The organism is Enterobacter sp. Li2LvB3, from assembly GCF_056156645.1.
Genome location: NZ_JBSICG010000004.1, coordinates 174,529 through 196,758, shown reverse-complemented (window position 1 = coordinate 196,758; position 22,230 = coordinate 174,529). Strand labels below are relative to the sequence as shown.

At 55.0% G+C, this 22,230-nt stretch carries 23 protein-coding genes; 16 read left to right on the top strand and 7 right to left on the bottom strand.

Translation table 11 applies throughout. The annotated features are described in order from the left end of the window. The first annotated feature begins 35 nt into the window (after positions 1 to 35). Positions 36 to 464, top strand: coding sequence for a small heat shock chaperone IbpB (gene ibpB / locus ACS603_RS05260; protein WP_474943888.1), 429 nt, complete (start codon positions 36 to 38; stop codon positions 462 to 464). Positions 465 to 1,075: 611 nt separating this feature from the next. After that, positions 1,076 to 2,737, top strand: coding sequence for a putative transporter (locus ACS603_RS05255; RefSeq protein WP_182063094.1), 1,662 nt, complete (start codon positions 1,076 to 1,078; stop codon positions 2,735 to 2,737). Here ACS603_RS05255 and ACS603_RS05250 read toward each other — a convergent pair. Further along, on the bottom strand, positions 2,705 to 3,451 hold the full coding sequence (locus ACS603_RS05250; RefSeq protein ID WP_182063095.1) for a GntR family transcriptional regulator: 747 nt from the start codon (positions 3,449 to 3,451) through the stop codon (positions 2,705 to 2,707). The two genes, ACS603_RS05255 and ACS603_RS05250, sit on opposite strands and share 33 nt — an antisense overlap. Positions 3,452 to 3,674: 223 nt before the next feature. Between ACS603_RS05250 and ACS603_RS05245 the strand changes: the two genes are divergently transcribed. The 4 genes from ACS603_RS05245 to ACS603_RS05230 all read left to right on the top strand — a co-directional run bounded on the left by ACS603_RS05245 (position 3,675) and on the right by ACS603_RS05230 (position 7,393). Then, on the top strand, positions 3,675 to 5,297 hold the full coding sequence (locus ACS603_RS05245; protein WP_474943887.1) for an alpha-glucoside-specific PTS transporter subunit IIBC: 1,623 nt from the start codon (positions 3,675 to 3,677) through the stop codon (positions 5,295 to 5,297). Next, positions 5,294 to 6,616 (top strand): 6-phospho-alpha-glucosidase, encoded by a 1,323-nt coding sequence (locus tag ACS603_RS05240; RefSeq protein ID WP_182063097.1) that lies wholly within the window; start codon positions 5,294 to 5,296, stop codon positions 6,614 to 6,616. The genes ACS603_RS05245 and ACS603_RS05240 overlap by 4 nt, the downstream gene beginning before the upstream one ends. Positions 6,617 to 6,708: 92 nt before the next feature. Continuing rightward, positions 6,709 to 7,056, top strand: a complete 348-nt coding sequence (locus ACS603_RS05235) for a YidH family protein (protein WP_014068263.1) — start codon at positions 6,709 to 6,711, stop codon at positions 7,054 to 7,056. Beyond that, positions 7,046 to 7,393: a DUF202 domain-containing protein gene (locus ACS603_RS05230; protein WP_474943886.1), complete on the top strand. Its 348-nt coding sequence runs from the start codon at positions 7,046 to 7,048 to the stop codon at positions 7,391 to 7,393. The genes ACS603_RS05235 and ACS603_RS05230 overlap by 11 nt, the downstream gene beginning before the upstream one ends. A gap of 45 nt (positions 7,394 to 7,438) precedes the next feature. Here the strand turns inward: ACS603_RS05230 and dsdA are convergent, their stop codons facing one another. Together dsdA and dsdX are read right to left on the bottom strand one after the other, a co-directional pair. After that, the gene (gene dsdA / locus ACS603_RS05225; protein ID WP_182063099.1) at positions 7,439 to 8,719 is read right to left on the bottom strand and encodes a D-serine ammonia-lyase; all 1,281 of its coding nucleotides are present in this window, start codon (positions 8,717 to 8,719) and stop codon (positions 7,439 to 7,441) included. 17 nt (positions 8,720 to 8,736) lie between these two features. Beyond that, a complete protein-coding gene (gene dsdX / locus ACS603_RS05220; protein WP_182063100.1) occupies positions 8,737 to 10,074 on the bottom strand; it encodes a D-serine transporter DsdX in 1,338 nt (445 codons plus the stop codon). A 204-nt stretch (positions 10,075 to 10,278) separates the two neighbouring features. Here dsdX and dsdC point away from each other — a divergent pair, with 204 nt between their 5' ends. Both dsdC and ACS603_RS05210 read left to right on the top strand, forming a co-directional pair. Next, positions 10,279 to 11,205, top strand: coding sequence for a DNA-binding transcriptional regulator DsdC (gene dsdC, locus ACS603_RS05215; protein ID WP_474943896.1), 927 nt, complete (start codon positions 10,279 to 10,281; stop codon positions 11,203 to 11,205). Positions 11,206 to 11,291: 86 nt separating this feature from the next. Beyond that, a complete protein-coding gene (locus tag ACS603_RS05210) occupies positions 11,292 to 12,380 on the top strand; it encodes a cellulase family glycosylhydrolase (RefSeq protein WP_474943885.1) in 1,089 nt (362 codons plus the stop codon). Here ACS603_RS05210 and emrD read toward each other — a convergent pair. From emrD to tisB, 4 genes are all read right to left on the bottom strand, one after another. Next, complete coding sequence (gene emrD / locus ACS603_RS05205; protein ID WP_474943884.1) at positions 12,283 to 13,467, bottom strand: multidrug efflux MFS transporter EmrD; 1,185 nt, start codon at positions 13,465 to 13,467, stop codon at positions 12,283 to 12,285. The genes ACS603_RS05210 and emrD overlap by 98 nt on opposite strands. Before the next feature lie 175 nt (positions 13,468 to 13,642). Next, complete coding sequence (locus ACS603_RS05200) at positions 13,643 to 14,476, bottom strand: EamA family transporter (protein ID WP_474943883.1); 834 nt, start codon at positions 14,474 to 14,476, stop codon at positions 13,643 to 13,645. Positions 14,477 to 14,538: 62 nt separating this feature from the next. Further along, entirely contained in the window at positions 14,539 to 14,985 is a 447-nt protein-coding gene (locus tag ACS603_RS05195) for a GNAT family N-acetyltransferase (protein WP_182063104.1), read from the bottom strand. A gap of 64 nt (positions 14,986 to 15,049) precedes the next feature. Next, positions 15,050 to 15,139 carry a type I toxin-antitoxin system toxin TisB gene (gene tisB / locus ACS603_RS05190; protein ID WP_071599731.1) on the bottom strand — a complete coding sequence of 30 codons (90 nt, stop codon included), beginning with the start codon at positions 15,137 to 15,139 and terminating at the stop codon, positions 15,050 to 15,052. Positions 15,140 to 15,825: 686 nt separating this feature from the next. Here tisB and ACS603_RS05185 point away from each other — a divergent pair. The 8 genes from ACS603_RS05185 (at position 15,826) to uhpB (ending at position 22,224) form a co-directional block, all read left to right on the top strand. Then, positions 15,826 to 16,524 carry a hypothetical protein gene (locus tag ACS603_RS05185; protein WP_474943882.1) on the top strand — a complete coding sequence of 233 codons (699 nt, stop codon included), beginning with the start codon at positions 15,826 to 15,828 and terminating at the stop codon, positions 16,522 to 16,524. 205 nt (positions 16,525 to 16,729) lie between these two features. Continuing rightward, the gene (locus tag ACS603_RS05180) at positions 16,730 to 17,209 is read left to right on the top strand and encodes an Hcp family type VI secretion system effector (RefSeq protein ID WP_474943881.1); all 480 of its coding nucleotides are present in this window, start codon (positions 16,730 to 16,732) and stop codon (positions 17,207 to 17,209) included. A 98-nt stretch (positions 17,210 to 17,307) separates the two neighbouring features. Then, positions 17,308 to 17,727 (top strand): helix-turn-helix domain-containing protein, encoded by a 420-nt coding sequence (locus tag ACS603_RS05175; RefSeq protein ID WP_182063106.1) that lies wholly within the window; start codon positions 17,308 to 17,310, stop codon positions 17,725 to 17,727. Positions 17,728 to 17,876: 149 nt separating this feature from the next. Beyond that, a complete protein-coding gene (gene ivbL, locus ACS603_RS05170; RefSeq protein ID WP_182063107.1) occupies positions 17,877 to 17,975 on the top strand; it encodes an ilvB operon leader peptide IvbL in 99 nt (32 codons plus the stop codon). Between the two features lie 102 nt (positions 17,976 to 18,077). Beyond that, complete coding sequence (gene ilvB / locus ACS603_RS05165; RefSeq protein ID WP_182063108.1) at positions 18,078 to 19,766, top strand: acetolactate synthase large subunit; 1,689 nt, start codon at positions 18,078 to 18,080, stop codon at positions 19,764 to 19,766. Between the two features lie 3 nt (positions 19,767 to 19,769). Beyond that, entirely contained in the window at positions 19,770 to 20,057 is a 288-nt protein-coding gene (gene ilvN / locus ACS603_RS05160; RefSeq protein WP_182063109.1) for an acetolactate synthase small subunit, read from the top strand. 77 nt (positions 20,058 to 20,134) lie between these two features. Further along, positions 20,135 to 20,728, top strand: coding sequence for a response regulator transcription factor UhpA (uhpA, locus tag ACS603_RS05155; protein ID WP_182063110.1), 594 nt, complete (start codon positions 20,135 to 20,137; stop codon positions 20,726 to 20,728). Then, positions 20,725 to 22,224 carry a signal transduction histidine-protein kinase/phosphatase UhpB gene (uhpB, locus tag ACS603_RS05150; protein WP_182063111.1) on the top strand — a complete coding sequence of 500 codons (1,500 nt, stop codon included), beginning with the start codon at positions 20,725 to 20,727 and terminating at the stop codon, positions 22,222 to 22,224. Before uhpA ends, uhpB begins: the two co-directional genes overlap by 4 nt. The last annotated feature ends 6 nt before the right edge of the window (positions 22,225 to 22,230 follow it).

Here is a 22,230-nt window from a genome sequence, read left to right as displayed (position 1 = left end):
CTGTGCCGAACTCGCTTCTCAGAAGGAGATTTAGTATGCGTAATTACGATTTATCCCCCCTGCTGCGTCAGTGGATTGGTTTTGACAAACTGGCTAACGCCCTGCAAAGCACCACCGAGCAACAGACATTTCCGCCGTACAACATCGAAAAGAGCGATGATAACCGCTATCGCATCACGCTGGCGCTGGCTGGCTTCCGTCAGGAAGACCTGGATATCCAGCTTGAAGGCACTCGCCTTAGCGTAAAAGGGACGCCGGAAAAACAAGACACCGAAACCAAGTGGTTGCATCAGGGGCTGGTGACTCAGCCGTTCAGTCTGAGCTTTACCCTGGCCGATCATATGGAAGTTTCTGGCGCCACGTTCACTAACGGGTTGCTGCATATCGACCTGACCCGCAACGTGCCGGACGCCATTGCACCGCAGCGTATCGCCATTAGCGAGCGCCCGGCGTTAAATAGCTGATTTTGTGCGGGCTGGTGCCCTCACTCCGACCCTCTCCTACTGGGTTGAGGGTTCCCCAGAAAAAATACGGGCACGTACGACCCCCTCTCCTTTTTGGGGAGAGGGGGAACATACAGCTCAGGTGGTCATTCCGTTCACTTTATGGTCCTTGCTACTCTGTCACCACAATACCGGTGAACGTGCCAGGGTAGCTCACCGCCGCTACCCTGGCGACCCGGGCTCCCGGCAAGAAAATCGTCGCTTCGCGATGCCCTCAGCGTTTGCTCCAGGCTAATCGGGGACGGGCGGATGAAACGTCCCTGTAAAGCCGCCCTCGCCGCGCATCCATGCGCGGCGCCCCGGCCTTCCGTAAACACTTCGGCGATTTTCAGCCGGACCATGGAGCTGCGGTAAGTCTTTTATTTCAATGGCGTAATATCATCGCTGAAGAAAGACAAAAATTACTGGGGAACCCTCTCCCACCGGGAGAGGGCGCAAACACAAAAAACGGTCACCTTTGGGTGACCGTTCTACTTTTACCTTCGGCTTTTTTGTGCGCCATCGCCCATACAACCGCGTCCGGCTCTGAGAGAATCCTTCTTATAACTAAGGTTATGCACAGGAAGTGGATCATGAGTGATATCGCGTTAACTGTTAGCGTGTTGGCCCTGGTCGCGGTGGTTGGCCTGTGGATTGGCAATATTAAAATCCGTGGCGTCGGGTTTGGTATTGGCGGGGTGTTGTTCGGCGGGATTTTTGTCGGACATTTTGCTGACCAGCTTGGGCTTGTGCTCAGCACTGAGATGCTGCACTTCATCCAGGAATTCGGTCTGATCCTCTTCGTGTATACCATTGGTATCCAGGTTGGGCCGGGGTTTTTCGCTTCTCTTCGTGTTTCTGGCTTACGGCTTAATCTGTTTGCGCTCGGCATTGTCGTGATGGGTGGGCTAGTCACCGCTCTTCTGCATAAACTCTTTGCTATTCCGCTCCCCGTGGTGCTGGGTATTTTCTCTGGCGCGGTCACCAACACGCCTGCGCTGGGTGCCGGGCAGCAAATTCTGCGCGATCTGGGTATCTCGCCAGGCATTGTTGACCAGATGGGGATGAGCTATGCCATGGCTTACCCGTTCGGTATTTGCGGCATCCTGCTCTCGATGTGGCTGATGCGTGTGCTGTTTCGCATCAATGTTGAGAAAGAGGCGCAGGATCATGAATCCACGCTGACGAATGGCCATGCGCTGATCAAAACCATCAATATCCGGGTTGATAACCCCAACCTCGACAAAATGGCCATTCAGGACGTGCCGATCCTGAACAGCGTCAACATCATCTGCTCGCGGCTTAAACGTGACGACATGCTGATGGTGCCATCGCCCGGCACCATAATTCAGTTGGGGGATTTACTGCACCTGGTCGGGCAACCGGGGGATCTGCATAACGCGCGGCTGGTGATTGGTCAGGAGGTGGATACCTCGCTCTCCACACGCGGAACCGACATGCGCGTTGAGCGTGTTGTGGTCACCAACGAGCAGGTTCTTGGCAAGAAAATCCGCGATTTACAGGTAAAAGAGCGTTATGACGTGGTGATCTCGCGTCTTAACCGTGCGGGCATCGAACTGGTCGCTAGCCCGGATGCCAGCCTGCAATTTGGCGACATCCTCAATCTGGTTGGCCGGCCCTCGTCGATAGATGCCGTGGCGGATATGGTCGGCAACGCGCAGCAAAAATTACAGCAGGTGCAGATGCTGCCGGTATTTATCGGTATCGGTCTGGGCGTGCTGCTCGGCTCCATTCCGCTGTATGTACCGGGCTTCCCGGTGGCGCTCAAGCTGGGGCTGGCGGGCGGCCCGCTGATTATGGCGCTGATCCTCGGGCGTATCGGCTGCATCGGTAAGCTGTACTGGTTTATGCCGCCGAGCGCTAACCTGGCGCTGCGCGAGCTGGGGATTGTGCTGTTTCTGGCGGTTGTCGGCCTGAAATCCGGCGGCGATTTTGTTGATACTCTGGTCAGAGGCGAAGGGATGAGCTGGGTAGGCTACGGGATATTTATTACCGCAATCCCGCTGCTGACGATGGGCATTCTGGCGCGGATGTTCGCCAAAATGAACTACCTGACACTCTGCGGGATGCTCGCGGGCTCCATGACTGACCCGCCAGCACTCGCCTTTGCCAATAACCTGCACGCCACCAGCGGTGCGGCGGCACTCTCTTATGCCACGGTTTATCCGTTGGTGATGTTCCTTCGTATTATTACGCCGCAGCTACTGGCGGTGATTTTCTGGGGGATGAGTTAGTAACTCTTCCGGGTGGATGCGCCGTAAATGGTAGTCCACCTGGTAATCACTGGTATTACGGAACATCACGGAATAATTGAGGAACTCGCCGCTGTCGCTGTAAGAGAGAGAAGTGATTCGCAACAGCGGCGTTTGTTCCGGCAGGTTCAGGTACTGCGCCAGCTGTTTGTCTGCCAGAACGGGCGTCAGGCTTTCGTAGTTCCCGCTGATGGTTATCCCACACTCCTTTTCGATGTAATCAAACTTCGACCCTTCAAGATGCGCCAGCGACAGGTTGCGAAACAGCTTCACCGGCATAAAGCTGTCCTCCAGCATCAGCGGCTTGCCTTCTACATAACGCACCCGGCGCGAAAAGTAGATCCGCTCATCAATCTGAATGCGTAACTGGCTGGCAATGGCAGGCGGCGCGGGCATCACCTCAAACTGTAACACCTTGCTTTGCACCTCTTTTCCCTGCTGGCGTAGCACTTCCACCAGCCCGGTCAGGTTCGTGGTTTCATGGTGGACGTCTTTACGTGCCACAAAGGTGCCGCTGCCGTGACGACGTTCAACCAGCCCCCAGCTCACCAGTAAATCGAGCGCCTTACGGATGGTCATTCGCGCCACGCCAAACTCCTGCGCCAGCGCTTTCTCACCCGGTAACGGGCTACCGACATTGTAATCCGATGAATTCAGCCGTAACCGCAGCCTGTCGGCAATGGATTTGTAGATCACCTGTAGACCTCTCTGTGCATATCAGGGGGGAGAGCTGAGTGTGAAGATGTCCATATTTACAATTAAAAGTAGACCTGATTGACCAAATTAAAACCATGAATGCGATCACGGAACGCAGCGGTACGTCATGTTTGCTCATCAGTAAATTCTTATGCTCATTTCAGGCCAGCAAAAAACCATAAAGGCCTCTACCCCTTACAGGTTGTTACATGAGGATTTAAAAATGCTCAGTCAAATACAACGTTTTGGCGGTGCCATGTTTACCCCGGTGTTGTTGTTTCCGTTTGCCGGGATCGTGGTTGGGATCGCCATCATGCTGCGCAACCCGCTTTTCGTGGGTGAAGCGCTCGCTGCACCGGATAATTTATTCGCGCAAATCGTTCACATTATTGAAGAAGGCGGCTGGGCGGTGTTTCGCAACATGCCGCTGATTTTCGCCGTGGGTTTACCCATTGGCCTGGCAAAACAGGCGCAGGGTCGGGCCTGCCTTGCGGTACTGATTAGCTTCCTGACATGGAACTACTTCATCAATGCGATGGGGATGACCTGGGGCCATTTCTTTGGCGTCGATTTCTCCGCTGAACCGACTGCTGGCAGCGGGCTGGCAATGATTGCCGGGATCAAAACGCTGGATACCAGCATTATCGGGGCGATAGTTATTTCGGGTCTCGTCACCGCCATCCATAACCGCTATTTCGACAAACCCCTGCCGGTGTTTCTGGGGATTTTCCAGGGCACGTCGTTTGTCGTCATCCTCGCGTTTTTCGTGATGATCCCCTGCGCCTGGCTGACGCTACTGGGCTGGCCAAAAGTGCAGATGGGCATTGAGTCCTTACAAGCGTTCTTACGTTCTGCCGGTGCGCTGGGCGTTTGGGTTTATACCTTCCTGGAACGCATTCTGATCCCAACCGGACTGCACCACTTTGTCTACGGACCGTTTATTTTCGGCCCCGCAGCGGTGGAAGGCGGCATTCAGGTGTACTGGGCGCAGCATTTACAGGAATTTAGCCAGAGCACGTTGCCGCTGAAAACCCTGTTCCCGGAAGGCGGATTCGCGCTGCACGGCAACTCAAAAGTGTTCGGCTCCGTCGGGATTGCGCTGGCGCTCTGGTACACCGCCTCACCTGAAAACCGCGTCAAAGTGGCGGGCTTGCTGATCCCGGCAACCCTCACCGCCATGCTGGTGGGCATTACTGAGCCGCTTGAATTCACCTTCCTGTTTATTTCGCCGCTGCTGTTTGCCGTCCATGCCGTGCTGGCGGCAACGATGGCGACGGTAATGTATGTCTTCGGTGTGGTGGGCAACATGGGGGGCGGGCTGCTTGACCAGTTCCTGCCGCAAAACTGGATCCCAATGTTCCACAACCACGCTTCCATGATGTTCACCCAGATAGGCATTGGCCTCTGCTTCACCGGTATCTATTTCGTGGTCTTTAAAACGCTGATTGAGCGGCTGAACCTCAAAACGCCTGGACGTGAAGAGAGCGAAATCAAACTCTACAGCAAAGCCGATTACCAGGCCGCTCGCGGGCAAACCACTGCGCCGGCAGCGGCAAGCCAGCAGGTCGGCCAGGCCGCCGGTTTCTTACAGGCGCTCGGCGGCGCCGCCAATATCGAAAGCGTGAATAACTGCGCCACCCGCTTACGTATCACGCTGGTGGATATGGCACAGACCCAAAGCGACGACGTCTTTAAAGCCCTGGGCGCACACGGTGTGGTGCGACGCGGCAACGGCATTCAGGTGATTGTCGGTCTGCACGTTCCCCAGGTGCGCGACCAGCTTGAATCGCTAATGAAAACCCCTTTAACGAACGAACAAACCACCCTGACGGAGGCTGTATCATGAAAAAATTCTCAGTTGTCATTGCAGGCGGCGGCAGTACCTTTACCCCGGGTATCGTCCTGATGTTGTTAGCCAACCGTGACCGTTTCCCACTGCGCGCCCTGAAGTTCTATGACAACGATGGCGCACGCCAGGAAACCATCGCCGAGGCGTGCAAAATTATCCTCAGGGAGCAGGCCCCGGAAATCGAATTTAGCTACACCACTGACCCAAAAGTGGCCTTTACCGATGTGGATTTCGTGATGGCGCATATTCGCGTGGGTAAATACCCGATGCGCGAAAAAGACGAGAAAATCCCGCTGCGCCATGGCGTGCTGGGCCAGGAAACCTGCGGCCCGGGCGGGATCTCTTACGGGATGCGCTCTATCGGTGGCGTGCTGGAGCTGGTGGATTATATGGAGCAGTACTCGCCGAACGCGTGGATGCTGAACTACTCCAACCCGGCGGCAATTGTGGCGGAAGCGACCCGTCGCCTGCGTCCGAACGCCAAAATCCTTAACATCTGCGATATGCCGATCGGCATTGAAGGGCGCATGGCGCAGATTGTTGGTCTGAAAGACCGCAAAGAGATGCGCGTGCGCTACTACGGCCTGAACCACTTCGGCTGGTGGACATCGATTGAAGACTTGAACGGCAACGATCTGATGCCAAAACTGCGCGAATATGTGGCGAAAAACGGTTATGTTCCGCCTTCTGAGGACGCGCATACCGAAGCAAGCTGGAACGATACCTTTGCCAAAGCGAAAGATGTGCAGGCGCTGGATCCAGACACCATGCCGAACACCTATCTGAAATATTACTTCTTCCCGGATTACGTGGTGGCGCACTCTAACCCGGAACGCACCCGCGCTAACGAAGTGATGGATCACCGCGAGAAGCATGTGTTCAGCTCCTGCCGGGCGATTATCGAAGCCGGTAAATCCTCCGCCGGGGAGCTGGAAATCGACGAACATGCTTCCTACATCGTCGATCTGGCCACTGCGATTGCCTTTAACACCCAGGAGCGCATGTTGTTAATCGTGCCAAATAACGGCGCAATCCATAACTTTGATGCCGATGCGATGGTGGAAATTCCGTGCCTGGTGGGGCATAACGGCCCTGAACCGCTCACCGTGGGCGATATTCCGCACTTCCAGAAAGGGTTAATGAGCCAGCAGGTGGCGGTGGAAAAACTGGTGGTAGACGCCTGGGAGCAGCGCTCGTATCAGAAACTCTGGCAGGCGATCACCTTGTCGAAAACCGTGCCGAGCGCGTCGGTTGCCAAAGCGATCCTCGATGACCTGATTGAAGCCAACAAGGATTACTGGCCAGAGCTGCATTAATCTTCCTGACCGGCATCGTCCGATGCCGGTTTTCTTGTCCTTGTCGATTTACGCTATGCTGAAGCCTGCCTGGAGCACGACAAGGAACCTTCATGAAAATTTCTCGCCTCGGCGAAGCCCCGGACTACCGCTTCTCGCTGGCCAATGAACGTACATTTTTAGCGTGGATACGCACTGCACTGGGCTTTCTCGCTGCAGGTGTTGGCCTTGACCAGCTGGCCCCGGATTTCGCGACCCCGCTGATCCGCGAAGTGCTGGCCCTGCTGCTGTGTCTGTTTGCGGGCGTACTGGCGATTTACGGCTACCTGCGCTGGTTACGTAACGAAAAGGCGATGCGTCTGAAGCAGGATCTACCCTACACGCGCGGGTTACTGATTATCAGCGCGATACTGTTGACGGTGGCAGGTGTGGTGATGGTGCTGGTGTTCTATGGCGGATAGCCGCAAAGCGCGCCGCGAAGCCGATCCCGGCTTACAGCCGGAACGAACCTCACTGGCCTGGCTTCGTACGCTACTGGGATACGGTGCGCTGATCGCGCTGGCGATTAAACACAACTGGCATCGCACAGGCGCACCGTTCTGGGTTTCTCTTGTTGTGCTGGCGCTGGTGGCGATCATTTTGTGGCGTTATACCCGCAGCCGTAACCTGATGGATGTTGCCCAGGACGACGTTGTCCAGCCAAAAACGGTGCGGGATAAGTTTCTGATCGCGCTGGCCGTGCTGTCACTGGCGCTACTGTTTGCCGTCACCCATATTCAGCAGATCCTGAATATGTAAAAAAAATCGATCCCTCTCCCACAGGAGAGGGATACACAAAAAACCTTAACGGCCCTTCGCCAGATATTTCGCCATCTCGTCTTCCGGCACCATACCGCCGCCGGTCGCCCACACCAGGTGAGTGGCATCGGCTTTAACGCGCACCGGCCCGGCCATACCCGCCAGCGCCGATGGCTCCAGGCGAATACCCTCTTCCTGCGCCAGCCAGCCGAGCATGTCATACATGCTCTGATCGCTTAAGGTGTAGAAGCCATCGAGCAAACGCTCCATCGCACGCCCCACGAAACCAGATGCACGACCTACCGCCAGCCCATCGGCTGCCGTCACGTTGTCGATCCCCAGATCCTGCACCGCAATCTCGTCGTGCAGGCCGGTATAAACGCCCAGCAGCATACAAGGGGAGTGAGTTGGCTCGGCAAAGAAGCAGTGAACGTTGTCGCCGAAGGCCAGCTTCAGACCAAACGCCACGCCGCCAGGGCCACCGCCCACACCACACGGCAGGTAGACGTACAGCGGATGTTGCGCATCCACCACGCGGCCCTGTGCGGCAAACTGTGCCTTCAGGCGCTCGCCTGCAACGGCGTAGCCCAGGAACAGGGTGCGGGAGTTTTCATCGTCGATAAAGAAACAGTTGGGGTCGCTTTCTGCGGCTTTGCGCCCCTGTTCAACCGCCACGCCGTAGTCCTGCTCGTATTCGACCACAATCACGCCGTGGCTGCGCAGTTTGGCTTTCTTCCATTCGCGGGCATCGGCAGACATATGCACCGTGACCTTAAAGCCGATCCGCGCACTCATGATCCCGATGGACATCCCCAGGTTGCCGGTCGACCCTACCGCAATGCTGTACTGGCTGAAAAAGTCCTTAAAGCGCGGTTCCAGCAGGATGCTGTAATCGTCGTCGACGCTGAGCAGGCCCGCTGCCAGCGCCAGTTTTTCCGCGTGAGTGAGCACCTCATAGATACCGCCGCGCGCTTTTATGGAACCCGAAATCGGCAGGTGGCTGTCTTTTTTCAGCAGCAGCGTGCCGGGGATCGTCGTGCCGAACTCTTTCTCCAGCCGCTTATGCATTGCCGGAATGGCCACCAGTTCAGATTCAATAATCCCGTTGGTGGCTGCCGTTTCCGGAAACGCTTTCGCCAGATACGGTGCGAAGCGGTTCAGCCGCGCATGGGCGTCGTCCACGTCGGCTTTGGTCAGCCCGACATACGGCAACCCTTCTTCAAGCGAGGTGGTTCGCGGGTTAAACCAGGTGGTTTCTTTCAGGGCAATCAGATCCTCAACCAGAGGGAACTGTGCGGTTAGCGTGGTGATAGTTGCGTTTTCCATAATAAATCTCTTCGCGCTCAGATAATGAAAGAAAGCAGGAATGTGCCGCCAAGTGCAAGCACCGAGGCGATAAAGGTCGCCGTCGTATAGTATTTGAACGTCTCATTCAGGGTCGCGCCGCAGTATTGCTTCACAAGCCAGAAGAGGGAATCAGTCACGATCGTGCAGCCAATGGCACCAGAACCGATGGCAATGGTAATGATTTCCGGGCTGACGTTCGGGTACAGCGGCAGCATCGGGGCCACGATGGCGGTGGCACCCATCATCGCAACAGTGGCTGAGCCTACCGCTGCGTGTAGAACTAACGCCACCAGCCAGGCGAGCAGGATCGGATGCATATGCAGGTTCGACAGGATCTGCGCCAGCGTATCGGCCAGTCCGCTGGTTTTGAGGATAGCGTTAAACGCCCCGCCCGCACCGATAATCAACAGAATGTTAGCAATAGAGCCAAAGCCGTGTTCGGTATGGGTGAGCATGGTGCTCATCCCCATATGCTGACGCAGTCCAAGCAGGTAGTAGGCAACAAACACGGCGATAAACATCGCGGTGATCGGGTTGCCGATAAATTCCAGTACCGTGTACAGGGTGCCCGTTTTCGCCATGTTCAGCTCGGCGATGGTTTTCACCAGCATCAGGCCGATGGGCAGCAGCACCGTGAACAGCGTTGCCCCAAGTGACGGCAGCGTGTGTTCTTCCCGGACTTTCAGGTCAGAAAATTCTGCCGGAACCGGTTTGAACGGCAGACGATTGCCGAGCAGTTTCAGGAACAGTGGGCCGCCCACCAGCGAGGCCGTCAGGCCAACCAGTAAGCCGTACACAATAACTGTCCCCACATCGGCGCCCAGTTTATTGGTGACGAACAGCGCTGCCGGGTGCGGAGGCACCACACAGTGCACGGCCATCAGCGCAGTACAGAGCGGAATAGCCAGCTTCAGTAGTGAGGTCTGGGTTTTTTTGGCAATCGAGAAGGCAAGCGGGATCAGCAATACCACGCCCACTTCCACAAACAGCGTGATGCCGCAAATCATCCCCACCAGCACCATAATCACATCGGCGGATAGCCAGCGGCAGCGTTGAAGCGTGATGCCGATACGCTCCGCCGCGCCGGACACTTCCATCATCTTGCCGAGGATCGTCCCCAGACCAATCACCGCGGCGAGGAAGCCCAGCGTGCCGCCAATACCGCTCTCAATGGCGTTCACCATATCCAGCGGGCCCATCCCCATCATGGTGCCGACGAAAAAGCTCGCCAGCAGCAGTGCCAGGAACGGATGAAACTTCAGTTTTACGATGGTTAATACAATCAACACGATGCTGATGAGCAGCGTCGCCACAACCCAGACCTGAGATCCCATATCTCACCTCACCCTTAAGTAATCTGCGGGTATTGGACGAAAAAACGGCATGGGCTGACAAACGATATAAATTGCCGTTCAGGTGAGCCAGATAGAATCAAGTGAGTGACTAAACTCTAAAAAACACACTTATTTCGTGTTTGGTTCACATAAATTCATCTCTGAAAGGTATTCTGGGCAGGTAAAAAGAGAGTGAGAATGGCGATGAATGATGCAAATGAGGCCAGAAACCGCCTGTTAAATGGCTGGCAGTTGTCAAAAATGTACACCTTTGAAGTGGCGGCGCGTCACGAATCCTTTGCGCTGGCGGCGGAAGAGCTATCGTTAAGCCCCAGCGCGGTCAGTCACCGCATCAACCTGCTGGAAGAGGAACTGGGCATTCAGCTGTTTGTGCGTTCACACCGGAAAGTGGAGCTGACCCAGGAAGGAAAGCGTGTGTACTGGACGTTAAAATCGTCGCTGGACACCCTGAATCAGGAGATCCTGGATATCAAAAACCAGGCGCTGTCCGGCACGCTGACGGTTTACTCCCGTCCGTCGATTGCCCAGTGCTGGCTGGTACCAATGCTGGGGGACTTCACCCGCCGGTATCCGTCGATTTCGCTGACCATTTTGACCGGCAATGATTATGTAAATATGCAGCGAACGGGGGTCGATCTGGCGCTCTATTTCGACGATACGCCGCCAAATCATCTGTCTCACCATTTTCTGATGGATGAGGCTATCCTGCCGGTGTGCTCCCCGGAATATGCACAACAACATGCGCTGCTTCAGAACCCGGATAACCTGCGCCACTGCACCTTGCTGCATGACCGCCAGGCCTGGAGCAACGACTCCGGCACCGACGAGTGGTTTAGCTGGGCGCAGTATTTTGCAGTAAATATGCCGCCATCATCGGGTATTGGTTTCGATCGTTCTGATTTAGCGATTATTGCTGCAATGAACCACGTGGGGGTGGCGATGGGGCGTAAACGTCTGGTGCAAAAGCGCCTTGAGACTGGGGAACTGATAGCGCCCTTTGGCGAGAAAACGCTGAAATGCCATCAACACTATTACATCTCCACCCCGTCCGGGCGACAGTGGCCAAAAATCGATGCCTTTATCAATTGGTTGAAGGCGATGGCGCAGTGAAGATTTATTACGCTTTGGCTCTACACGAAATGTGAAAAAGCGTGCTAAATACAGGTTATTGCTTTTGATTTCTCGCAAGGTACATTGTGTTTAAGCCTCTCATTGCCACTGCGTTACTGCTAACTACCGGCTGGGCCATCGCCGCTGAGCCGCCGCTGACGGCTGCCCTTTATGCGCAGCAGCTTGGCGTGGGTATTGATGTCGACTGGGCGCGCACCGAACGTGGCATCCGGGAATTCGATCCGCTGGTCGTTCGTGATTTTCGCGCTAAAGGGTTAACGCATGTGCGTATTCGCGTGGCAGATGAACCTACCGAAGCGCGGCTTATTCATCTGCGTAAACTGGTAGAGGCGTGCGAGCAATACGGGGTGATCCCCATCATCGCTTATCAGGCTGACGAATATAAAAACGACCCCAAAGCGGACAATGAAAAAGAGGTGATCAACTGGTGGATTGCGGTGGCGCACTATTTTGGCCAAAGCTCGCCGCTGCTTGGGTTTGATCTGATCTATGAGCCGGCGGATAAGCTCAACCACAACCAGGCTTCGCTGAACCGGGTATACGAGAAAACAATAAAAGTCATTCACAGCATTGATGCTAATCGCATGATTTTTATCGCGCCACGCCTGCGTGCCGCGCCGGAAGATTTATCCAGCATGAAGCTGCCTGCGCACAGCCAAAACTACCTGCTGGCCGAGTGGCATATTTTCCCGTGGGGGCCGCTGAAGAATAACGGCAAATACCCGTGGACGTCCGGTACGGCGGCCGAAAAAGCCGCCATTCACAACCGGATTAACACCGCGTTGCACTGGCAGCAAAAAACCGGACATGTCAGTTGGGTTGGCGGCTGGGGAGTGGGTGAATCAAGCCGATTTACGCCAACTGCGTCGCAGCTGGCGTTTGCCACGTTTATGGCCTGTGAACTGCAAAAGTCGAAAATCCCGTATGCCATTAACGCCGATTTCCAGTTTTATGACGGGGAAGAAGGGGCCTGGCGGCCTGCGCCAGAGCCTTTATTGCAGACCATGATTACACCTGAGTGTGAAAAGCCCGCCGAGAAGCCGGGCCATCATGCAGTTAAACCGGCTGCTCATGATGCGGGACACGGGACGCCAGCGGCAGCCAGCACAGTAAAATCAGCAGCCCCATCAGCGTCATCAGTAAACCCAAACTAGCCTGACCGGTTTGCGGTAACAGCGCAGAAAGCCAGGCCAGCGCGCCGGAACCGATATTCTGCAAACCGCCCACCAGCGCGCCCGCCGTACCTGCGAGGAACGGGAACGGCTCCATTGCGCCGCTGGTGGCGAGCGGGAACAACATCCCTGCACCGAAAAAGAACAGCGCCGCCGGGATAAGCAGCGTCCAGACTGTCATCACGCCGAACAACCCTGGGATCCACATCATCACGCCTGCCAGCAGGCAGCTAATCACTGACTGCCACATCAGCGTGGAGAAACGTTTGTTCGGGCGTCCGGCAAACCATGCGCCGAAAAACGCTGCCGGAATAGGCAGGATAAACAGGATACTCACCACCATACTGCTGAGGCCAAGCCCTGCGCCTAACAGTACGCCGGAGCAGGCTTCAAACACGGCAATCCCCGCCAGGCCGCCGATCAACATCAGCAGGTAGCAGGTGAACGCCCCGTTGCCGAACAGCGTTTTATAGCTGGTGATAAGTTTGGTGCGCGGTGCGTCGGTGGGGCGCGTTTCCGGCATCCAGCGCGCCATGCTGAAGGTCACAATCACACACAGCACCAGCAGGAAGGCGTAGCAGGCACGCCACGACCACATTGTATCCAGCAGGCCGCCAATCAACGGGGCCAGCAGCGGACTCACCAGAATGCCCATATTGAGCAGACTATTGGCATGGCGAAGCTGGGTGCCCTGGTACAGATCACGCGGCAAGGTGCGCGCCATCACCCCGCCAACGCCGGTCCCGACGCCTTGCAGAGCGCTGGCGGCAATCAGTACCGTCAGGCTATGGGTGGTGATGGCAATCACCGTGGCGACCATAAATATGCACATGCCCACCAGAATCACCGGGCGACGCCCGATGCGATCGGACAGCGGGCCGTAAAACAGCTGAGAGACGCCATAGGTCAGCAGATAAGCGGCCATGACGCTCTGCACTGCGCCCTCGCGGACGTTCAGTTCCTTTGCCATGTCGGCGATTGCCGGAATGTAGATGGTTTGCGCCATCTGACCGACGGCCACCAGTAACACCAGCATCAACAATAAGTTAACGTTCCTTTGTTTTTTCATGTCGCTGAATACTTTTGCCAAAAGAGATAAATAAAGAATAAGTGACTGCTCATTCCCATAAATGAGCGAGGAATCTACCACAGTGCGATGGCAATTTAAGCATTATTGTAGCGAATGGAAAAACCGGGAAAGGCAGGATTTGTAAACAAGATCGGCAACTAATGTTGCCAGTGATTTACGCCAGGCGCAGCAGAATCGCTCCGCCAGCAATACCCAGCGCCGCAGCAATACGCAGACCCGCAACTTTCTCTTTTAAAAGGACAAACGCGATCAGTGCCCCAAAAAGAATGGAGGTTTCGCGCAGCGCTGCGACCACTGCCAGCGGGGCCTGCGTCATTGCCCATAGCGCCAGGCCGTAAGAGCCCATAGTACCTATCCCGCCGAGCAGCCCCTTTTTCCAGTGCAGCCGCAGGTAGCTGGACGCTTCACGCCGCCGCGCGACCATCGCCCAGCTCAGCAGGCAGAAGCCGTTCATAAAGAAGGTCCACAGCGTGTAGCCCAGCGCGGTGTCAGAGAGCCGCACGCCGGTGCCATCCACCAGCGTATAGCCCGCGATAAAACAGGCATTCAGCAGCGCCAGCCAGATCCCTTTTCGGGACTGCATGCGTCCGTTCATCGCCATCGCCAGTATCGACAGGCAGATCACCCCGATGCCGGACCACGCGAGCCATGAGAGGCTATCGCCGAGCACCAGCACGCTGATCAGCGCCACCAGCAGCGGCGCAGTGCCGCGCATCAGGGGATAGGTCTGACTCATATCAGAGACCTGATAGGTCTTCGCCACCAGCACCGTGTACACCACCTGTAACGCGCAGGAGACGATTAAAAACGGCCAGCTTGCGGCAGAAGGCTGTGGCGAAAAGGGGAGCAGCACCAGGGCAATCAGCGTGGCGGAGCCGCTGACGCTGATTGCAGAATAGAGCTTATCCGTTCCGGCTTTGACGATGGCGTTCCAGCTGGCATGCAGCAGCGCGGCGAAGAGTAAAATGCAGAAAACGGTGATGGTCATGGCGTATCGGGTGATTAATTGTCACTCAACTGTAACATTCACACTCTGATGCTGCCAGCCGGTTAGACCGCACAAAAAAGGCGGTGCGTCACCCGCGGTTCGTCAGACACCAGCGTAAAACCCGCCTGGCGATAGAAACCATACGCAGTGTCCGGCGCATGGGTATTGAGAAAATCAAACCAGATGCTCGCATCGGCCATTACCACGGTCAAAAGCTGTTTTCCAATGCCCAGTCCGCGGCACTTCTCGCTGACGTAGAGATGACGAATGCGTCCGGCGCGTGGTTGCTGGCTAAACGGATCGCGGTTCAGGCCGCATACGCCCACTAGTTTGCCGTTCAGAAACGCCCCCAGCAGTTTTTCACCCGGTGCGTTAAAGCGGTTTTCACCGCGCTGCCAGTTCTCTTCCAGCCTGCGTAGCATGTTGAAATTCAGCGTGATGCTTTCGGTTTTCAGGGCAATATACCCGGGTTCTTCGGGTGTAATGGGTTCAATTAACAGACGCGACATAGCATTCCCTCGTTATTAAAGAGGGGCGGTTGCCCGCCCCTCTCAGGTGCGACTTGAACCTGAATCACCGCAGGTATTTCAGGACGGCATCAAGCAGTTGCAGTACAGCAACAATGAGTTTGAGGATAAGAACCACCATATCCACTACGCTCATACGCGTCTCCTTTTGGTCAAAAGGAGCACGATGCTGGCGTACCTTTCCGCCGCCTGTTGCCAGCACCTGGATTGACGTAACACAGTGTGCTCACTTCAGGGGTTAAGGCACTGACGGCACCACCCGTTTCAGCCAGGACTTTGTTGCGCCGGTAAAACAGCGGCCCCCTCGCGCACTGCGAACACCCTGAGTATAGATAAATACTGTATGTATGAACAGTATTTTATAGACAAAGATTGTCAGAGGGTACATACTCAGAAACGTCAAAATCCGTGCCTTAAATTGCGCGTTCGTCGCCGATCGCGTATACTTTTTGCGTTGACGTAACACAGTGTGTTCTGCGGTTACCAGCCGCAAACCCTGAAAAAAACCTCGCTCCGGCGGGGTTTTTTGTTTTCCGTGCAAGCATAAGACGCGATGCCTGTTGGCTGGTTAGGCTCGCTTAAGAAACCAATTTTATGCAAGGGTATCAGGCTAATTTTGCGAGATAACGGCACCAAATAGGTAAATTAATATAAATAACATACCCATCAGGCTATTCAAATCGTATCGATTATATCCGTAAGAAATAATAACTAAATAATTTATTATTTACGTGAATGTATAACTAAATCAATCTCATGAATTTGAATTATTTTGCTTTTCAATTTATATTCCCATAACCATAAAAACAATGTGGATGTATTATGCAAGCATCTGATTATTTAAAGATGAAGTTCCAGAGCGACAGGCAGTTGGCTATTTATGGACAGCAAGGCGTTGCAGGGACATGGAGGGCATTAAGGGGAATCGGATCTGATATCTACTCAGGAATGGAGCGTGTAAGTTGGTATTCATCATGCTTAATTCCGAGCTATCATGATGTATGCGATGAGCTTCTCTCAGAAGAAAAGAGGATGTATCTCTCAATTGTGTCTATTTACCGTTATCGCGATGTAATAGCACATATGCTCTATCTTTATTTTGAAAGTATTATAACCGATACTGGAAATGAACAAAATCGCGTTCGTAAGACGGATTCAATAGTAACCGGGCTTGTTAAAAACATCCCGCCAAGCAAGGCAGCGCGTTTAGCGATAGCATGGACGTTGGCTAGATCCCTTTCGGAATCTGGCTTACTTTCTGAAATCGTCGTCGAACGGTTTGCACGCCGCGTACCTAATGTGGTCATGGCACTTCAACTGATTGGCACGGACCAGAAGTGCGCTCTTGCTGCCCGTCGTCTGAAAACGCTGGACCCTCAATATTACGCTGCCCTCTATGCCGCACAACTGGAGATGCTTTATTACTTTTTTGAGCCGTTCCTGTCTGAACTCATTAAGAAGGTGAAAATGGGATTCTATAGGGATTTCGATGCGATTTATAACGACTTTAAGGACAAATAGTATGTTTAAGAGTCTGCTATCAATTCTATTTACGGATATTTTATTCCCCGTTTATATTTTTGCATGCGCCTCTTTGTTCCTGTGGGTGTTGCCTGACCACTGGGTATTACTAACATTCATTGCTATCGTAGTATTTATTATTGTCCATCCGATGATTTTCGGGCGCTTTGATAAGTACGATTGAATTTTATAAAAAGGAATTTTTATGTCAAATCCGGCTTATTTATTTCTAACAGATGAAAATGGTTCTCCCATGGTTGGCCCTTGCCTTGTGTCAGGGCGTGAGGGCGCAATTGAGCTCAAATCATTCACTCATAATGTCAACATCCCGGTCGACGGGAATACCGGGAGATTAACGGGCACGCGCATACACATGCCCATCATGTTCCAAAAGGAATTTGATCGTGTAACCCCGTTTTTATTTCGAGCACTGAGTACGGGGAGAACGTTCCAGTCAGCCACCATTAAGATGTATCAGATTAATGAAGCTGGTTTAGATCAGGAGTATTTTAATATCATCCTGGAGAATGTGAAAATAACCTCAATCACGCCAGATATGTATCCAGGTGCAAATACCGGAACACATCTTGAAACGGTTCTCATACGCTATGAGAAAATCACCTGGAAGCATTGCGACGGAAATGTCATCTATAGTGATTCCTGGAATGAGCGCGCAACGTACTAAAACGAAAAGCCCTCTGCAACGTTATGTATTTTGGATGCATAAAAAAACCACCGAGATAAGCGGTGGTTTTATTGCTTTGAAAGCACTAAGGGGAAGAAATGATGATCGTTGCTGATGCAATGAAAGCTACGTATGCCCTTGTTGCGGCTGTTCCTCTGCTGGGTGAACATCCTAACGAACAGGATTACAAAGACGCTCTGGAACTGGTTGAGTATCTTCTTATGAACGAACCGGGTAGCCCTTTACTGGATATCGTATGTGCAAGAATTAGCCGCTACGAAGCGAACCAGCCAGACATTGTCGCGTTACGTCTGGAGATGGAATCTGTACCTGTTGGCATTGCGGTTCTAAGAACGTTGATGGATCAATATAACCTGACGATATCTGATTTTCAGGATGAAATTGGCAGTAAATCAATGGTTTCAAGGGTGCTTAACGGCCAGAGGCAGCTCACTCTGAACCACATTAAAAAGCTTGCAGCCCGATTTGGTGTATCGCCCGCGCTATTTATTGAATGACAAAAAATCAGGCTTTTTTTGTTTTCATCACTCAACAAACGAAACGTGATCTTTGACGCATTTTTGCGCAGATGAAAATATTTCCATTGTCACGCCGAAAAACCTGTGTTTGTATGAATTCTATCAATGATTCCAAACACAGGTCCCCAATGACTTTATCCATGAACACCGCGACCCTACTAAAAACTGCGCTACCAGCCGCAGTGGTCGTCGTGCGTGTGGTGGTGGTCGTCGGCAATGCGCCGTAGGGACTGGAACAACACACGATTCCAAAACCCCGCCGGCGCAAACCGGGCGGGGTTTTTAGTTTAAACGCCTCCCGGAAAGTCGGCCCATAAAAGGACTGGAGCATGGCAATTTCGGGCACAACATCCACAAAGACGCGTTTCACCGGCGCGCAGCTGATCGTTCATTTGCTGGAACGTCAGGGCATCACCACGGTTGCGGGTATCCCTGGCGGGACAGTGCTGCCGCTGTATGATGCGTTAAGCCAAAGCACGCAGATCCGTCACGTACTGGCACGTCACGAGCAGGGCGCAGGTTTTATCGCCCAGGGCATGGCGCGTACGCAGGGTAAACCGGCGGTTTGTATGGCCTGTAGCGGGCCGGGTGCGACCAACCTGGTCACCGCCATCGCCGATGCGCGCCTCGACTCCATTCCGCTGATCTGCATTACCGGCCAGGTGCCGTCGTCGATGATTGGTACGGATGCATTCCAGGAAGTGGACACCTACGGCATCTCTATCCCCATCACCAAACATAACTATTTAGTTCGCGATATCGCCGAGCTTCCACAGGTTATCAGCGATGCATTCCGCATTGCTCAGTCTGGCCGTCCGGGCCCGGTGTGGATAGACATTCCTAAGGATGTACAAACCGCAGAAATCGACATCGACGTGCTGCCTGAGCCGGGCGGCCGTGCCCCCGCGCCGGAATTCAGCGCTGATAGCGTGCGTGATGCAGCGGCGATGATTAATGCCGCCAAACGCCCGGTGCTCTACCTGGGCGGCGGGGCGATTAATGCTTCAGAAGAGGTGCGCCAGTTCGCTGAAAAAGCCAACCTGCCAACCACCATGACCCTGATGGCACTTGGCATGTTGCCAAAAGCGCACCCGCTGTCACTGGGAATGCTGGGAATGCACGGCGCGCGCAGCACCAACTACATTCTGCAAGAATCTGATTTACTGATTGTTCTGGGCGCACGTTTTGATGACCGGGCGATTGGTAAAACCGAGCAGTTCTGCCCGAACGCCAAAATCATTCACGTGGATATCGACCGCGCCGAGCTGGGTAAAATCAAGCAGCCGCACGTTGCTATTCAGGGCGATGTTGCCGAAGTTCTGGCGCAACTGATCCCACAAACAGACGCGACCGGGCGTGAAGACTGGCGTCAGCTGGTAGCCGACCTGCAAAAAGAGTTCCCGGGCGCCATCCCGACCGAAGGCGACCCGCTCAGCCATTACGGGCTGATTAACGCCGTTGCCGCCTGCGTGGACGACAGCGCCATCATCACCACCGACGTGGGCCAGCATCAGATGTGGACTGCACAGGCTTATCCGCTGAACCGTCCGCGCCAGTGGCTGACCTCCGGCGGCCTGGGCACTATGGGCTTTGGCCTGCCTGCGGCGGTTGGCGCGGCGCTGGCTAACCCGGATCGCAAGGTTATCTGCTTCTCCGGTGACGGCAGCCTGATGATGAACATTCAGGAAATGGCGACCGCGGCCGAAAACCAGTTAGACGTGAAAATCATTCTGATGAACAACGAAGCGCTGGGGCTGGTGCATCAGCAGCAAAGTCTGTTCTACAAGCAGGGCGTGTTTGCTGCGACCTATCCCGGTATGATCAACTTTATGCAGATTGCCGCCGGTTTTGGCCTGCATACCTGCGATCTGAACGCAGAAGAAGACGCGCACGCGGCGTTGCAGGCGGCGATTTCACGCCCGGGCCCGGCGCTGATCCACGTGCGTATCGACCCTGAACAAAAAGTGTATCCGATGGTACCGCCGGGTGCGGCAAATACTGAGATGGTGGGAGAATAAGCCATGCAGAAACAACATGATAACGTCATTCTGGAACTCACCGTCCGTAACCACCCTGGCGTCATGACCCACGTCTGCGGGCTGTTTGCCCGTCGCGCGTTTAACGTAGAAGGCATTCTCTGCTTGCCAATTCAGGGCAGCGAACACAGCCGCATCTGGCTACTGGTTAACGACGATCAGCGTCTGGAGCAGATGATGGCGCAGATCGATAAGCTGGAAGATGTCACCAAAGTGGAACGCAACCAGTCCGATCCCACTATGTTTAACAAAATTGCGGTGTTCTTCGAATAAATCGCTCATTGCTTGAACACCCACGCGCTTATCGATAAGGTAAGCGCGTTTTTTTATCCGCCCGCCAGGAACGCGCTATGACCACTATCGCCCTTATCGACGACCACCTTATCGTCCGCTCAGGATTTGCTCAGCTTCTGAACCTTGAACCTGATTTTCAGGTGGTGGCCGAGTTTGGTTCTGGCCGCGAGGCGCTGGCCGGTTTGCCCGGGCGCGGGGTGCAGGTCTGTATCTGCGATATCTCAATGCCGGATCTCTCAGGGCTGGAGTTGTTAACCCAGCTGCCAAAGGGAATGGCGACCATCATGCTTTCGGTTCACGACAGCCCGGCGCTGGTGGAACAGGCGCTTAACGCGGGGGCGCGCGGATTCCTTTCCAAACGCTGTAGCCCGGACGAACTTATCGCCGCCGTACGCACCGTCTCCACTGGCGGCTGCTACCTGACGCCGGATATTGCCATCAAGCTGGCGGCAGGACGCCAGGATCCGCTGACCCGACGCGAACGCCAGGTGGCGGAGAAGCTTGCTCAGGGAATGTCGGTAAAAGAGATTGCAGCTGATCTGGATCTGTCACCCAAAACCGTCCACGTCCACCGTGCCAACCTGATGGAAAAACTCGGCGTCAGCAACGATGTCGAGCTGGCGCGCCGCATGTTTGATACCTGGCAATGAGTCCCGTTTTCTCGCGGCTGATTGCCGTGGTCGCCAGTTTTTTTATCTTCTCTGCCGCCTGGTTTTGCCTGTGGAGTATCAGCCTGCATCTGGTTGAACGCCCGGCGCTGGCGGTGCTGCTGTTCCCCTTCGGCCTGCGTCTGGGATTGATGCTGCAATGCCCGCGCGGTTACTGGCCGGTGCTGCTCGGCGCTGAGTGGCTGATGCTGGTGTGGCTGGCGCAGGAAGTGGCGCTGGCGCATCTGCCCTTATTGATTTCCGGCAGCGTGCTCGCGCTTATCCCGGTTGCACTTATCTCCCGATACCGTCACCAGCGCGACTGGCGCACGCTGTTGCGTCAGGGGGCGGCGCTGATTGCCGCCGCGCTGCTCCAGTCCCTGCCGTGGATGGGTGAAAAAGAGATGCTCAACGCGCTGCTGCTGACGCTCACTGGCGGCCTGACGCTCGCGCCAACCTGCCTGGTTATCTGGCATTACCTCACCAGCACCGTCTGGCAGCCGCTCGGCCCGGCGCTGGTGTCTCAGCCGGTAAACTGGCGCGCGCGGCATCTCATCTGGTATCTGCTGTTATTCGTCGTGAGCCTGTGGTTGCAGCTCGGCCTGCCTGCGGAGCTTTCGCGCTTTACACCGTTTTGTCTGGCGCTGCCGATCATTGCGCTTGCCTGGCATTACGGCTGGCAGGGGGCGCTGATCGCCACACTGATGAACGCCATTGCCCTGATTGCGAGCCAGACCTGGCACGATCATCCGGTAGATTTACTCCTTTCTCTGCTGGCGCAAAGCCTGACCGGGCTGCTGCTGGGGGCGGGCATTCAGCGTCTTCGTGAACTGAACCAGTCCCTGCAAACTGAGCTGGCGCGTAACCGTCGTCTGGCAGAACGCCTGCTGGAAACCGAAGAGACTGTACGACAGGAGGTGGCGCGTGAGCTGCATGACGATATCGGCCAGACCATTACCGCCATCCGCACCCAGGCGGGCATTGTTCAGCGTCTGGCGGCGGAAAACGCGGGCGTGAAGCAGGGAGGGGCGCATATCGAACAGCTTTCGCTCGGGGTGTATGATTCGGTACGCCGCCTGCTGGGGCGGCTGCGTCCACGTCAGCTGGACGACCTTTCCCTCGAGCAGGCCGTGCGTTCCCTGATGCGCGAGATGGAGCTGGAAAGTCGCGGAATTGTCAGCCATCTCGACTGGCGCATCCATGAGCCAGGGCTGAGCGAAGGCCAGCGCGTCACGCTGTTTCGCGTCTGCCAGGAGGGGTTGAACAATATTGTTAAGCACGCCAGCGCCAGCGCGGTAACCCTACAGGGCTGGCAGCAGGATGAACGTCTGATGCTGGTGATTGAAGATGATGGCTGCGGCCTGCCTCCGGGTTCGGGCCAGCAGGGTTTTGGCCTTGCGGGGATGCGCGAACGCGTAACGGCGCTCGGCGGGACATTGACCCTCTCCTGCACCCACGGCACGCGCGTTAGCGTCAGCTTGCCGCTGCGTTACGCATAAGGACTC